This is a genomic window from Paenibacillus periandrae, from assembly GCF_022458865.1.
Lineage (GTDB): Bacteria > Bacillota > Bacilli > Paenibacillales > NBRC-103111 > Paenibacillus_S > Paenibacillus_S periandrae.
Genome location: NZ_JAJNMU010000051.1, coordinates 17,695 through 30,823, shown reverse-complemented (window position 1 = coordinate 30,823; position 13,129 = coordinate 17,695). Strand labels below are relative to the sequence as shown.

The 13,129-nt window shown below is 41.2% G+C and carries 14 protein-coding genes and 6 pseudogenes; 6 read left to right on the top strand and 14 right to left on the bottom strand.

All coding sequences use genetic code 11. The features are described 5' to 3' along the window. The first annotated feature begins 317 nt into the window (after positions 1-317). Positions 318-1,673: pseudogene (locus tag LRL21_RS43430) on the top strand (IS4 family transposase). A 20-nt stretch (positions 1,674-1,693) separates the two neighbouring features. Here the strand turns inward: LRL21_RS43430 and LRL21_RS43425 are convergent. The 4 genes and pseudogenes from LRL21_RS43425 to LRL21_RS43415 all read right to left on the bottom strand — a co-directional run bounded on the left by LRL21_RS43425 (position 1,694) and on the right by LRL21_RS43415 (position 3,419). Beyond that, positions 1,694-2,044, bottom strand: a complete 351-nt coding sequence (locus LRL21_RS43425; protein ID WP_240421970.1) for a Ku family protein — start codon at positions 2,042-2,044, stop codon at positions 1,694-1,696. Continuing rightward, entirely contained in the window at positions 1,989-2,231 is a 243-nt protein-coding gene (locus LRL21_RS47155; protein ID WP_420832570.1) for a Ku protein, read from the bottom strand. The genes LRL21_RS43425 and LRL21_RS47155 overlap by 56 nt, the downstream gene beginning before the upstream one ends. A gap of 42 nt (positions 2,232-2,273) precedes the next feature. Further along, positions 2,274-2,436 (bottom strand): annotated as a pseudogene (locus LRL21_RS47150) (restriction endonuclease); the annotation flags it as partial. 290 nt (positions 2,437-2,726) lie between these two features. After that, positions 2,727-3,419, bottom strand: coding sequence for a stalk domain-containing protein (locus tag LRL21_RS43415; protein WP_240421968.1), 693 nt, complete (start codon positions 3,417-3,419; stop codon positions 2,727-2,729). A gap of 165 nt (positions 3,420-3,584) precedes the next feature. Here LRL21_RS43415 and LRL21_RS43410 point away from each other — a divergent pair, with 165 nt between their 5' ends. The 4 genes from LRL21_RS43410 (at position 3,585) to LRL21_RS46580 (ending at position 5,789) form a co-directional block, all read left to right on the top strand. Further along, positions 3,585-3,779: a hypothetical protein gene (locus tag LRL21_RS43410; protein ID WP_240421967.1), complete on the top strand. Its 195-nt coding sequence runs from the start codon at positions 3,585-3,587 to the stop codon at positions 3,777-3,779. Between the two features lie 1,097 nt (positions 3,780-4,876). Continuing rightward, positions 4,877-5,143, top strand: coding sequence for a hypothetical protein (locus tag LRL21_RS43405; protein WP_240421966.1), 267 nt, complete (start codon positions 4,877-4,879; stop codon positions 5,141-5,143). 15 nt (positions 5,144-5,158) lie between these two features. After that, complete coding sequence (locus tag LRL21_RS45995) at positions 5,159-5,287, top strand: hypothetical protein (protein WP_275901193.1); 129 nt, start codon at positions 5,159-5,161, stop codon at positions 5,285-5,287. A gap of 4 nt (positions 5,288-5,291) precedes the next feature. Continuing rightward, positions 5,292-5,789, top strand: coding sequence for an IS3 family transposase (locus LRL21_RS46580; protein ID WP_338044777.1), 498 nt, complete (start codon positions 5,292-5,294; stop codon positions 5,787-5,789). Here the strand turns inward: LRL21_RS46580 and LRL21_RS43395 are convergent. From LRL21_RS43395 to tnpA, 7 genes and pseudogenes are all read right to left on the bottom strand, one after another. Continuing rightward, positions 5,767-6,244, bottom strand: a pseudogene (locus LRL21_RS43395) (transposase); the annotation flags it as partial. The gene LRL21_RS46580 and the pseudogene LRL21_RS43395 overlap by 23 nt on opposite strands. A gap of 483 nt (positions 6,245-6,727) precedes the next feature. Next, on the bottom strand, positions 6,728-7,090 hold the full coding sequence (locus tag LRL21_RS43390) for a group II intron maturase-specific domain-containing protein (RefSeq protein WP_240421965.1): 363 nt from the start codon (positions 7,088-7,090) through the stop codon (positions 6,728-6,730). Positions 7,091-7,125: 35 nt separating this feature from the next. After that, positions 7,126-7,398: a reverse transcriptase domain-containing protein gene (locus LRL21_RS46575; RefSeq protein ID WP_240421964.1), complete on the bottom strand. Its 273-nt coding sequence runs from the start codon at positions 7,396-7,398 to the stop codon at positions 7,126-7,128. A 54-nt stretch (positions 7,399-7,452) separates the two neighbouring features. Then, on the bottom strand, positions 7,453-7,866 hold the full coding sequence (locus LRL21_RS43380) for a hypothetical protein (protein ID WP_240421963.1): 414 nt from the start codon (positions 7,864-7,866) through the stop codon (positions 7,453-7,455). Positions 7,867-8,333: 467 nt separating this feature from the next. After that, a pseudogene (tnpC, locus tag LRL21_RS43375) lies at positions 8,334-9,867 on the bottom strand (IS66 family transposase). Positions 9,868-9,962: 95 nt separating this feature from the next. Then, positions 9,963-10,319: an IS66 family insertion sequence element accessory protein TnpB gene (tnpB, locus tag LRL21_RS43370; protein WP_275901192.1), complete on the bottom strand. Its 357-nt coding sequence runs from the start codon at positions 10,317-10,319 to the stop codon at positions 9,963-9,965. Continuing rightward, positions 10,309-10,680, bottom strand: coding sequence for an IS66 family insertion sequence element accessory protein TnpA (gene tnpA, locus LRL21_RS43365; RefSeq protein ID WP_240421961.1), 372 nt, complete (start codon positions 10,678-10,680; stop codon positions 10,309-10,311). The genes tnpB and tnpA overlap by 11 nt, the downstream gene beginning before the upstream one ends. A 121-nt stretch (positions 10,681-10,801) precedes the next feature. On the opposite strand from tnpA, the pseudogene LRL21_RS43360 reads away from it, so the two are divergent. Continuing rightward, positions 10,802-11,197: pseudogene (locus LRL21_RS43360) on the top strand (IS3 family transposase); the annotation flags it as partial. A 46-nt stretch (positions 11,198-11,243) separates the two neighbouring features. Here LRL21_RS43360 and LRL21_RS43355 read toward each other — a convergent pair. The 3 genes and pseudogenes from LRL21_RS43355 to LRL21_RS43345 all read right to left on the bottom strand — a co-directional run. Continuing rightward, positions 11,244-11,387, bottom strand: a pseudogene (locus LRL21_RS43355) (GNAT family N-acetyltransferase); the annotation flags it as partial. Next, positions 11,388-11,636, bottom strand: coding sequence for a hypothetical protein (locus LRL21_RS43350; RefSeq protein WP_240421960.1), 249 nt, complete (start codon positions 11,634-11,636; stop codon positions 11,388-11,390). A gap of 203 nt (positions 11,637-11,839) precedes the next feature. After that, positions 11,840-12,601 carry a hypothetical protein gene (locus LRL21_RS43345; RefSeq protein ID WP_240421959.1) on the bottom strand — a complete coding sequence of 254 codons (762 nt, stop codon included), beginning with the start codon at positions 12,599-12,601 and terminating at the stop codon, positions 11,840-11,842. Between the last annotated feature and the right edge of the window lie 528 nt (positions 12,602-13,129).

Below are 13,129 nucleotides of genomic sequence, written 5' to 3'. Positions count from 1 at the left end.
CTTGTGGCACGATACGATTCTTCGGCAGCGGCATAAGCAAAGAAACCTCCATCAAAGTGGTTGCTTAATACTTCGACAGAAGTACATGGAAATCCTTGTTAGTTAATTGGTCAATCGTAGAAAAAAAAAAACCGCTACAAGTAACGAGTTTTCAACAAATAAATAACTCAAGTTTCGCACCTTGAAAGTGCACTTAAATGTTGATGTTACTAGGGTTGTAGCATAAATATTAGCGAACTTGACAGAAAAACACCTTTCACGTTTGGTAAAATGGAAGTGTCGAGCTTACCATCTCAAACAGAAAGGTGCGTAACCCTATGTTACACTACAACTCCCTGTCTGAAAAGTGTGAGGAACGCTTTTCAACTATATTTTCCACCTTGAAAATCGGTCAATTGCTTCGCCAAGCTGGCATCCGTAAATCGTATGGACTTCCGGCTCTTGCTGTGTTTCAGCTTATCTTCACCTAAGTTTTCCAGCAACGCAGTTGGACTCGTTTGCTCGAGTGCAGCCGCACTTCGCTACAAGGTAAAGATGTGGTCTATCGTTTCCTGAATCATCCTAGTTTTGCTTGGCGTCGCTTCTTCCAGGCGCTCAGTCTGCAGGTGATTCAGCACTTTGAATCACTAACTTCCGCAACACGAGTTCGCGTGTTCATCGTGGACGATTCCGTTCTCAAGCGGAACCGTTGCAAGAAAGCAGAACTCCTTGCTCGGGTTCATGATCACACCACGGGTCGTTTCGTGCGTGGCTACAACATGCTGACCCTCGGCTGGTCGGATGGGTTCAGCTTTGCTCCCATCGATTTCGTCATGCTAAGTTCGGCTAAACTAACGAATCGTTTCAGTGAAATGAAGGAACAACTGTCCAAACGTACACAAGGCTACAAACGGCGTCTAGAGGCATTTTCACGGAAACCCGAAGCGGTTGTAGCTCTCTTGGATCGTGCGATTCAGGCTGGTTTTGCAGCAGATTTTGTCTTGATGGATAGCTGGTTCACCCAAGCTCCACTGCTGCGCAGCCTGATGTCTAACGGCTTACACGTCATCGGCATGATCAAAGATATGAAACAACGCTACCGAATTGGAGATAAGCGAATGACACTGAAAGAACTGTACGCGACACTCCCACGTTCGACCAAGTCGGAGATTTTGGGGTCCATTTTCGCTCAAACCGACTGCGGGTTGCCGATCAAGCTGGTTTTCGTCCAGAACCGTAATTGTCGTCGGGAATGGCTTACTATTTTGAGTACGGATACTGAACTTTCGAATACCGAAATTGTTCGTATTTACGGCATGAGATAGAGCATTGAGACGTTCTTCAAATTTACGAAATCTTACTTGAAACTGGGAACGGAGTTCCATGGTCGTTCTTTTGACATGCTGATCAGCCATACTACCATTGTCTTTACTCGCTATCTCTTAATGGAGTGGGAGCGACGTGTTGAGCAGGATCAGCGCTCATTAGGCGGGCTGTTTTTCCTATTTTCTGATGAAATCCGTGATTTGGATCTAAAAGCGGCACTTCAACAAATCGTTAGCTTTTTCCTCGAACTTTCTCAAACAAGGACTAGACGGGAGAAGTCTGCCCTTTTAAGTCAAGTGCAGCAATGGATTTCAGGTTTGCCCAGCTATATCAAGGCTTTAATGCCAATATTAAGCTGCGAAACTTGAGTAAAAAATTTTATATTAAGTTATGCTGTATCTTCTGCCCCTGTAAAAATCTGCTTTGCAGAGGATTTTCGCTTTGTTTTTATTTTTTTAGTTTCCTCGATCTTTTTATATGAATTTAAACTTGCCTGTAAAGCTGACATTAGATCTAACACTGATGATTTATTTACGATCTGAGGGACATTAATTTCTTCGCCCATGATTTTCTTTTGAATTAATGAAGCTAGTTGCTCCCGATGATCATCTTTATACATAGTTGGATCAAATGTCTTAGATAAATGATTAATTAACATATGGGCCATTTTTAGCTCAGTTTCACTAACTTTTTTGATTGAACTGCAAATTTGGTACCAATTGAACGGGCCGAATTTCATCTGGATAATATATTGTTTCCAATACTAAACATTGATCAATAATTCTCAGAGCAGCAAGACTACTTTTTGAACGAATGGACACTTTACAGATGCCTATTTTACTTGTGGTAAAGATTTCCTCATATAGCGCTTGAATTCCCTGGTGAGAGATAATACGTTTTTTGAAAATATATTGGACCGATCTCATGAAGATCAACGAAATTTAATATTTTGATTTCCTTCGTATTACGCCTTCACGATCTGTAAAGATTAAATCCGCCCCAAAATCTACTTCCCACTGTTTTATACACGCCAGAATAGCCAAGTTCTAATAGTAATCTGTACAAGTACATTTCAAATTCTGAGCCATCACTCATTCTATCTATATCTGTAATGTTAATTTTCTTTAGATCATAATCGAAAGGTAATGGTTGATTTCGTACTTTCGTTCTACTATTGATTTTGTAACCTACAATGCCAATTACAATAATAATTAATACTACTGAAATAATTATAATACTTAGCACAAACTTACCTCCAGAAAAAATCCAGATTATCTTTGATGTTTGTAATTAAAACCCACTAAACTTATCACTTAAACGAAACCCAGTATCCCCATAAACAACAACGGAACAGACGCTTAAAAAGAAACCTTAAACGTCTGCTCCGTTGTTTCTATATTACTCGTAATTTTTATATTCATTTATTTTACAATTGAGTCCTTCAAAAAATAGACATTGCCTTCTTGTCCCTTCTCAGTACCAGCAGAGTTAATCTTTAAATTTTGCGAATTATTCAAATCAATATCTAACTCTTTAACTTCATCTTTTTTCAATGCAAATTCCTTAAGGACAACATCATCTTTATTGAAAATTTTCACATTTACATCTGATCCCTTTGCTCCAACAACTAAGTGCATTTTGGTATAAGGTTTACCTAAATCAACCCTCATAACCCTGATGAATTGGTACATTGTCCTTAATCTAAAAGCCCCGTCATACTGTTTTCCATTAATCACTAATTGTTCTTTATCTATTAGATCAGCAACATCCGAATCCGCTGGATTGAGCAATTTAATTGTTTTGGAAAAAAGAGTTACACCATCTACTTTTTCACCTAAAATAACCGTTTTCGTTTCACCATTGTAATCGATTGGTGTATTCAACGCAGTTGAAACTGAACGTAGTGGTACGTATGTATTTCCATTGTAAGTAATCGGCATCATTTCATTGCCCTTTTCATCACTTGGACGCCAGTCAGCCCCATTCACTTTGAATTTAATCTCTCCATTTAAATATGCTTTGATTTCTTCTAAAGAAGATGCTGCTAATGCCCCTGTTCCTAATCCCAACAACAATGTAGTCCCAATGACCCCTGCCAATAATCTTTTTTGCATATACAATTCCCCTCTCATTCTCAACTACAATCTATACAATTCGATAAATTACTATTTAATCCTTCTTTTTACATGGTTATATTTACCTAATTAAAAGGATTTATGGATATTTTGTCGAAGTAGTATCAAAACAACACCCTAAATTAATATGAAAGAAGGTCTATTATGTTTAAAGCAAATCAAGAATTACGATCACCATTCGATTTTGACAATGCAAGGTTTTTTGCTGTTCCTATACATGTATATCAAGAAGGAGAGAAAATTGATTATGGAAGGATAAGTAAGCATACGGATGAATGCGTAGTTGTTAATGATGGATATTTTATCAAGGAAAATTGTGTGTTTAAAGTGGCGTTTTAAATAATCGATATAAAAAAAGAAAATTGAGGACTAGCTATGGATTATCAAGCGGTGCAGTGGGTTTTTAGTGGTGTCGGAATATTTGTAATTACTTTTATATTAGGGTTATATAAATTCATCTTCCTACCGTATCCACTAATAAATATAACAAATGAAGAGAAAGCATTTTTGAGCGGTTATTTACGATCTTAAGGAGAATGTTAATTGAACTATTTATAATGGCTGTATTAGTTGTTTATACTGTCAAGACTACAAGTATTACTATCTCTTCGCATCCACTTAGTTTAAATTTTCCATTTGTTGAAAACCCATTATTATCTCCCACATTGATTTATTTTTTCGAAATCATAGGATTAATAGCACTTATATTTTTATTCTTACTGAATTTCAATAAAAAATTTAAAATTTAAGTTATATATTTTTAGTAAGATGCACGTTAAGTCTAAAAAAAACAAAATTTTTCGTCTTATAATTTTTCTGATAATCACAGTTTATCTTACAATTATTTCATTTCATTTTGGATATTTATTCAATTTAATACTTGCTTTAGCAAATCAAGGATTAAAATTAAATGTAATTGAATCATTGGAAGTATTATTTAAAGTTTTTTCTTTACCCACTAAAATGCACTTGGAATTTTAATTATATTGGGATTAGTTTACGTACCATATAGATTAATGCTGAACATCATTCCAGCTATCTTCAATAAATTATCAAATACACTAATTCTTGCAACAATTACGCTTACAAACGGACAAAAGCTTCATAATAAGTATATATTGCGTCCAAGCGTAGATGGAATTATATTAATTGGAGATAAACCAAGTATAACTGAAGACTGTACCAAAATTATGTTACCAAAACAACTTATTATGTACATCGAATTTAGAAGAGTACACATCACTTACACTAAAGAAGTAGATTCATTAAATAGAAAGAGAATATTACTCCCCCCAGATTTTAAGTAACCAGACAAAAAACCATCTTTTAGTCTAAATTGAACTGTAACCCGTAAGGTGGACACTTGAAAAAAAGTGACCTCTTACGGGTTTTTGTGCTTTAATCATACTATCGAGAATACATGGGGAATGAATATCATGAGGAAAATAAGAACAGGATTTACTGAAACAGAGATCAGGCTACTGGAATCCAATCTGAACGTAAGCCGCGTATCGGGGAGAAACATCTCGTATGCTCCAGCTTTTAACCTCGCAGCAGTGCAAGCTAACACGGCGGGAGAGCCGCCAATGGAGATTTTTTTGAAGCAGGCTTTAGTATCGAACTCGTTGGCCAGAGAACACCAACAGAAAGCCTCTATCGCTGGAGAGAGACCTACGCTAAGTACGGTGAGGCTGGCTTGTTAGAAGAGCTCCGAGGCCTTGAAAGTACAGGTATCAAAAACGGAATCATCAGCGGAAGAGAAGCTGCAACAAGCGGAAGCTCGGATTAAACTCCTCGAAGCGGAGAACGAGCTATTAAAAAAGCTAGAAGCGCAGGCGAAAAAGTAAGGAGTTGACGCCTTCCGAGCGCTTTCAGCTCATTCATCAAACGATTCGTAAGCATGATTTAAGACGTTTAACACGTTACCTCTGTCAGATTGCCGAAGTAAGTGCAGGCGGCTATTACCGTTGGAGTAGTGCTGAGGAGTCGCGTCAACTGCGAGAGACAGCCGATCAATACGACTTTCAGCTTATTAGGGAGCATTTTGAAGCGTTGAACGGGAAAGCAGGCGCATTGGTTATCAAAATGAGGCTGGAGAAATTGAATGGCATTGTCATGAATCATAAAAAGATTCGTCGTATCATGCGCAAGTTTGGGTTAGTAGCTACGATCCGTCAAACCAATCCCTATCGCAAAATGGCTAAAGCGACGCAAGAACATCGTACATGTCCTAATCTCCTAGAGCGTCAGTTTGTTCAAGGAGAACCAGAGAAGGTCCTCCTTACAGACATCACCATACGCTATGGTAGCGGTCAGTGGGCATATCTTTCTTGTGTGAAGGACGGTTGAAACGCGCTTTTGTATGTGTAGCGTCCACAATAATAGCGCTACTTTTTATGATTTCTTTTTCCAATGCAATTTCTACTGTTTTTTGAATAAGCATGTCGAGCAAGTTTACATCTTTCAAACGAAGTTTGCAAAACTTCGTTAAAGAACTCGAATTTATGACTCCATCTTCTGGCGCCGTATCCAGGAAATATTTAAAAGACATGTCATATCTAGAACGTTCTACGACATCCACATCGGATAAGTAAAATTGATTTCAGCAACAAGTATTTGAACATACGAATGGGAGGTACTGCATTGCGACCGTTATCGAGGCAATATTTATTCTGTAATTCTTCATGGACAAAAGAAAAATCAACCAGGTCATTAATTTGACGGAGCATATTATCTTTAGGTACGACTATATCGTAAATTCCCATATACGGACTGAGGTTAAGAGATTGTTGGTTTGAAATCATCCGAGACACTGCCTAGAATTAATACAGCCATTATACAGCAAAACAAGATACCCTTCCTCGTAAAAATCGAGGAAGGGTATCTTGTTTAAATTCAGACTTTTTCAGTGGCCTCGATGAATTCAGAAGTCATCTTATCACCGCCTAATACCTTTTCATTACGTGTCCACAAATGGGGTTACAGTTCACCGCGGATAGGTTACGGTTTTTAATTGTCCTGTAGGAGTATACTAACCTGCCTTGCTAAAGGATGATGCCCTTGCAATTGCCGCACTACCGAACCGGTCTTTTATTAAATCTGTAACTTTCTCAAGCGCCAGCTGCCTCTCCTATACTCGAACATGGTGATATGGTATTCTTCATCTTTGACCAGACCACTTATCATCACCCTTACTGTCTGCGTGCAGGACAGGCCGATGAGGAAGAAACTACAATATGGGCAGCAAAATTAAAGCAGTAAAAATCGTAATAGAGGATTAAAGTAAATCATAAGAACTTGGCATGTACGTATGCCAGGTTCTTTGATCGGATAGGAGGCTCGTACTGAGCAGGGAAGTCATAATAGCCTGCCTGTGCGAGCCGTTCGTTTGTTATAGAGCGATTCAGTACTGCGCTTCCGGCTATTCGCCAGTAGCCCAGCTTTGTGTTCCCCCATTGGTAAGCCTGCCACTCCGGCACTCCCAGCTTTCGCAGATTTTGCACCTTCGTTCGAGACTTCTTCCACTGTTTCCAGATGTACATCCGCATCCGTGTTCGCAGCCATTCATTCCAGTTTTGCAGGAATCGCTTCATGTCGGCTACGTAGAAATAGCCGATCCATCCACGAATGTAGACTTTCACGTTCCCCATGACCTGCCGTGCTTTCCTGCCCTGGCTTCGACTCGTTAGCTGGCCAAAAGCGGGGACAACGGCCCGCCTTGAGACGAGCCTTCCTCCGTTGCACGTCGCACGCCGTTCTCCATGACTCCGCTTTTCAGGTACTTTTTGATCAGGTCGATGGCGCGTTTATCCTGGATTTGCTTGCGTAGCAGATTCAACAAAAGCTCGTGGCTCAGCGTGTCGAAGTACTTCGACAGATCGATTTCGACCGCATGTCCATCTCCTTGCTCGGCATACGCTTTTACTTTTCGAATAGCTTGCTGGATCACCCGATCCACTACGGTCGGGATGCCTAACTTTCGCACGCCGCTTCCATCTGGCTTGGGGATCTCCTAACGCCGCACCGGGCTCGGTTGGTAGCTTCCATTCCGGATGCTTTGCAGGAGTTCGTCTCTCTTTTCACGTAACCATGGAAGTGCCGCACCGACTGTCATGCCATCGATTCCCGGCGCGCCGTGGTTGCGCTTCACTTGCTTGTACGCTCGGTTCAGATTGTCTCTGTCCATTAAGCATGCCACCAAGTCCTTTGCACCGTCTCTTTCTCTACACGTTCCCGAGATTCCATGCTCCGCGGCTCCTGCATGCCCTTCGCGTTCCACACTATCTCTTTGCCGGCAGCCCTTACGGTATTCTTCTTTCATTGCATCGGTTCTCCTTTCCGTCTGTACTCGAGACTTACGATTGTTCAGCCCTTCCGCTCGCCGCTGTCGCAGCTCGCGTACTATGGCATCTGCTGACTTTCTCACAGCAAGCTTTACTCCGCTTTCGGATTTTTTTCTCCTACTCCACGTCTGTGAGACCTCCCCCGGGTAAGACCGATAACTTTTCCCTCATCCATCTGTCACATCTACATGATGAGATTCGGGCAGTATTGGACTTCGCTTTGGTATGCAAGCTCGTCCGTCTCACCATGCTTTCTATGTGGTTTCTGTTCGTCAGACCGAGGGTTTGCTTCCGGCTTCCTTCAGATTCACACCCTTGCCTTTAGCTAACAGTTCCTACTGCCAAGCCTGTAGCGGACTTGCACCGCCTAGTTATCGCCCATACCGGGCTCACATGCAAAAAGCAGCTGCCTCAGAGTTTCCTCTGCGGTAGCTGCTTTTACGTTTATTCAATGGTTATATTTTAGTATCAGTTTAAAGCGTAAGCGTCTAACAATTAGGTGTATTGAAAATGAAAAGCCCATGGTTCATGAAGACCCAAAGGCTCTACGTTATGTACAATGTTGTTGAACTGCTGGACTCCATGGAAGGCACGCATCAAGCAGGTCCGGCTGCTGACGAAATGCAACCGCTGGTAACTGTTGCAACAGATAGACTAGATATTTGTAAGGGTTCAATCCATTCGCCTTTGCTGTCTCTACGGTGCTTTAAATCGCTGCACTTGTGATTGCCCCCCGTGGACTGCCACTAAATAACCAGTTTTTACGTCCTACTGTAAAGGAACGAATGCTGTTCTCAGCTAGATTGTTCGAGATCACACAATTCCCATCTTGTAGGTAATTCAGTAGCTCTTTCTTATGGTTGCGTGCATACTTTAGCGCTTCGCATAGCTTGGATTTGGGAAGTACCTTGCCTTTGGCCGTTTCTACCCATGACCAAAAAGCATCGAGTACAGGCTTTTCCTGCACCAGACGTTGCTCTTTTCGTTCTTCAGCGGTAGGTGACGTAAGCTGTGCCTCCAGCTCAAAAAGCTTGTTACAATAAGCTATCCCTTCTCTGGCAAGGGTCTCTTCCGGATGCTTTGTCTCCGGTGGTAATGCCTCGACAAACTTACGCCGAAGATGTACCCAGCATAGGCAAGAAACCGTCCCTGCTAGATTCGCATAGCCCGGAGTAGGCATCGCTATGTAAATATCCCTTGAACCCTTTCAGGAACGCTTGCGGGTACTTCGCCCCTCGTCCAGGTTGGTACTCAAAGATCCGTATAGGAGCACGATGCTGTCCACTGCTATAGATCCACATGTAGGAGGGGGTCGTGTTCTTCCGTCCCTTCTCATTCATCACCTGTAAGGGCGTCTCATCCGCATGCAGATATCGCTCTTGTACAAGCAGCCCGTGCAACCGATTCACCAGTGGCTTCAGCCAGTCTCTCGTGGCCGCGATCATCCAGTTGGCCATCGTGCCCCGACTCAGGTCAAGGCCAATGCTCTTCCATTCCTTCTCCTGGCGGTACAGGGGCATGCTGTTCACAAACTTCTGGTACATGACCCATGCCACAGAGGAAGCTGAGGCCATCGAATGCTGGATGACCGGCGCTGGCACCGTTGCCTTTTTCATCTGAGGCTTGTCCTCTTTCCGGCAGGTCCGGCATTCTAAGGTTTCTCTGTAGATATCAATCGCTTGCACGCGGGCAGGGATAAACTCCACTTCAGTGCGCACAAACGCTTCCCCCACCAAGACAAGCTCACTATGGCATACGCCACAACAACGGTCCTGAACCTGACAAAGTTGCTTCTCATGCGGAAGATCCTGAAGCAGCTCCGCTCGTTCACCTACCTGCTTCTTTCGCTGGTAGCTTTGGATCTGCCCGATGGTTGGCTCCGGTGCAGTGCGTGAAGCTGCTGTCTCTGCCTCATCAAATAAAGACAGCTGCTCCACACCCACTGGGAGGGAAGCTGTTTTCTCGGAGCTTTTGCCGTACAGTTTCTGCGTTAGAAATTGCACGGTTTCCTGTAGCCGTTTATTCTCTTTTTCCAGGTCGCCGATGCGATGCTCCATCTTTTGTAGCTGTTCCAAGGGGCTCATGGGATACCGTTCCTTCACTGTCTTCTATGGCTATCATTTTACCATAGAATTGTGCATAAACCCAGATTTTAGAAGGGTTTTGGCTCTGTTTTGACCTACATGGAAGGGGTGAAGCCTAACTTTTTGACCGCTTTCGGCTGATGGATCGACAGTCCCTCCAGCAACCACCGAAACTCTTGTAGAGTGATCGAGCGTACAGCCTCCGCATCCATGGGCCACTGGTATTGACCGGATTCCAGTCGTTTGTACAACAGGACAAATCCATCGCCTTCCCAGTACAAGGCTTTCAACCGATCGTGCTTGCGGCCCCAGAACAGAAACAAATGATTCTGGAACGGGTTCAACTGCAACTGGTGTTGCACCAAGTGAATGAGTCCATCAATGGACTTTCGCATATCCGTATACCCACAGGCGATAACCAGTTGATCGGCCTTCGAGAGGTCACCGAACATATTGCAGGATGCGAAGCGTCTGTTCGAGAAGTGCAGTAGACGCATTCGGATGAATTTCAATCGTAACGGCATCCGTACGAAGAATGATGGCTGCTTGCTCCTGACTCGCTTCGGGACATGAGGCGTTCGTCCGTAAAGATGGAGGGACCGGTACTAAAGTTGGTTCATTCGGGGAGGAGAAGGCGGGAAGGGATTCACACGCAGCTTCACGGATTTTCCGAAGCCAGTAGTAATAGCTTTTCACATTGACTTCGTGGTCGGCACACCAGCGAACCACGGTCTGACCACTGGAACGGCAGTCACGAATGATCTCGGTCCATTGCTGGAGTCGATAGCGATTCCTCATTTGTACAGTTTGCACATTGGACACACTCCCATTAGAGTTTTTCGAGTAGAGTCGAAAAACTCCAACGACTTACTCTAACGGAATTGTCTCAAAGTCTAGATTGGATTGGAATACACCTTCTTGTTAGACGCTTACTGTGAACCAGGACTTTACCACAAGCAAACCCAATGAGAAGTGGTTGAGTGATATTACCTTCATAGCAACTGCTGAAGGATGGCTGTATCTCGCTGGCGTGTTGGATTTACTTGGCCGAAAACTTGTAGGCTGGGCGATGGATAGTCGTATGAAAACAGAGCTTGTCTGTGCGGCTCTGAAGCAAGCAATTGGCCGCACAGGTGCATCCAAAGGACTTATTGTACATTCTGATCGCGGCGTTCAATGCGCCAGTAAAGGTTACCAGAAACTTCTTGAGAAGAATGGATTTATCTGCAGCATGAGTCGCAAAGGAAACTGTTATGATAATTCTCCAATGGAATCCTTATGGGGAAAGTTGAAAATGGAATGGCTCAATGATTACACATTCTTAGGCTAATTGGGTTCACTGAGGCTTTCTACGTGTCTACTTTTTCAGGGAAAGGTCATATCTCATCGAAATACGATCCATTAGTATAAACCATATTTCTTAGTTGCCCTTCTTTAACAAACCCTAACTTCTCATGCAATGTAAGTGACGCTTTGTTGAAAGAGTAAACATGAGACGTTACTTTTTGATAATTCAATTCTTAATTAATAATCAACTCTAACTCAGGCAAAGTCGCTAAACCGTTGGTAATATACCCAACTGGCACATAAGGACTCCAAAACATGAAGCGAATGTGCTCATAGCTTTTAATATAATTTTCAGCGTATTCTTTCTGTTTTAAATGCTTCTTAGAGATTTTTACAACTGTAGTCTTATTATCAATGTATAAAACTCCAAGAAGATTAGTTGTGACTTCACACAAGTAAGCAGTTTCAGTGACAAAATTCATCCCTATTACGTCTAACTCATCTAAACCCTTGATACCTCCACCGCGCGGACGAACGTTATATTCAATGAAATCGTAGCCTTCAATCTGTTTAAGATAAGCACCTACGATTAATTCTCCCGTTTCTGTCTTTAATTGATAACTCTCCCCTTTAAAATCATCGTATTATAAGCTATAAATAATTTTAGTCCAATTGAAAGTTCAAACTATTTTTTATACTTGAAAAAATGTATGTCATCATTTGAAACTGTTGTCTTGTTCCCTAACAAATCATAAATAAAATAGTACTGATTTCGATCTTTATATACATTCGGCTCTATTCCCTCATTAACTGAAAACAAATATTGGTTCTTTTTTTTAGGAAGTATTTGAAACACAGCTTCTAAATCATCTGTTTCTACTCTTGGATCACTCCAAATTTGTATATAATTAAATTCTTCGCCAGATCTGGAATCCACCATTTGTGATCCAATACTAAGTGATATAGATTCCTTTAGAATTCTAGTTTTTTCAAATACCACTCTAAAATCATTGATTATCGACTGGTCACTTCCGCGACTGTACTCTCTACATACATTTGTTATTCCCCCAGCTAATGATGTACAAATAAAATCGCCACTCTCATCCATCTTTATGCAGTAATCCATATTATGTATATTTCTACAACTAATCATTCCTTTACCTTTGAAAAATAGGTTCATACCATCATCTTTTTCATCTAAAATTAGCTTCAAGTTTATAATTTTATTATCGTTAAAACCTATTTTGTCGATTAAAAAGTCAACATCATTCTTAGATACATGTTGTTTGTTTGATTTTACTGTAAAATAAGAATTGTTTTCGTTTGTTAAAAATTCGAAATTGGGCTCCATTGAATTTGTCAGTGTGACATTTTGTGAAGAATTATATGAATAATTAGAAGATAACAAAATCCAGCATCCAAACACTATAAATATTAGTTTAGCCACTATTAACTTCTCCTTTAAACTGTATTCTTATTTAAATTATTGTTCTAACTTTTCGATAAAAACTCTATGATAAATATTTCATCAAAATCATTCGGTCTGTTAACCAATAAATCAGGCAAGATGTGAAGTGAACCACATCAGGGATATTGTTGAATTCAGCCATATCCTTTTTAGCTTATACCCATGATTTAAGACTCCACCATTTAATCCGAGCATAGGATGCACTTCGATTGTCTAACAATACATAATAAAATAGGTATGTATAAGCTCTTGTTCTTAAGGTGTCTATATGAATCACTACCTTCTGAGCAGTTTGATAATGACTTTTTTATTGTTGATACCATATATCCTTTTATCCTTTGCTTCAATATTTATTTTGTGAATAGTAAAATCATACCATATATAAGTCGAATTTGGCAGAGAATTGTAGAAAGAATGGAGAGTTTCAAAACAACTTGACATCCCTTCCCATCAGAATTAACATACACATACTCAGACAACGGAAAGGGGAATGGCATTATGGAAGAT

Coding starts and splice junctions, on each gene's coding strand:
- tnpB (WP_275901192.1), bottom strand. CDS start 10,319: ATGTTCGGTGACCTCTCGAAGGCCGATCAACTGGTTATCGCCTGTGGG.
- LRL21_RS43405 (WP_240421966.1), top strand. CDS start 4,877: ATGAGGAAAATAAGAACAGGATTTACTGAAACAGAGATCAGGCTACTG.
- LRL21_RS43390 (WP_240421965.1), bottom strand. CDS start 7,090: ATGGGGAACGTGAAAGTCTACATTCGTGGATGGATCGGCTATTTCTAC.
- LRL21_RS43425 (WP_240421970.1), bottom strand. CDS start 2,044: ATGAAATTCGGCCCGTTCAATTGGTACCAAATTTGCAGTTCAATCAAA.
- LRL21_RS43350 (WP_240421960.1), bottom strand. CDS start 11,636: ATGAATTTTGTCACTGAAACTGCTTACTTGTGTGAAGTCACAACTAAT.
- LRL21_RS47155 (WP_420832570.1), bottom strand. CDS start 2,231: ATGAGATCGGTCCAATATATTTTCAAAAAACGTATTATCTCTCACCAG.
- LRL21_RS43410 (WP_240421967.1), top strand. CDS start 3,585: ATGTTTAAAGCAAATCAAGAATTACGATCACCATTCGATTTTGACAAT.
- LRL21_RS43415 (WP_240421968.1), bottom strand. CDS start 3,419: ATGCAAAAAAGATTATTGGCAGGGGTCATTGGGACTACATTGTTGTTG.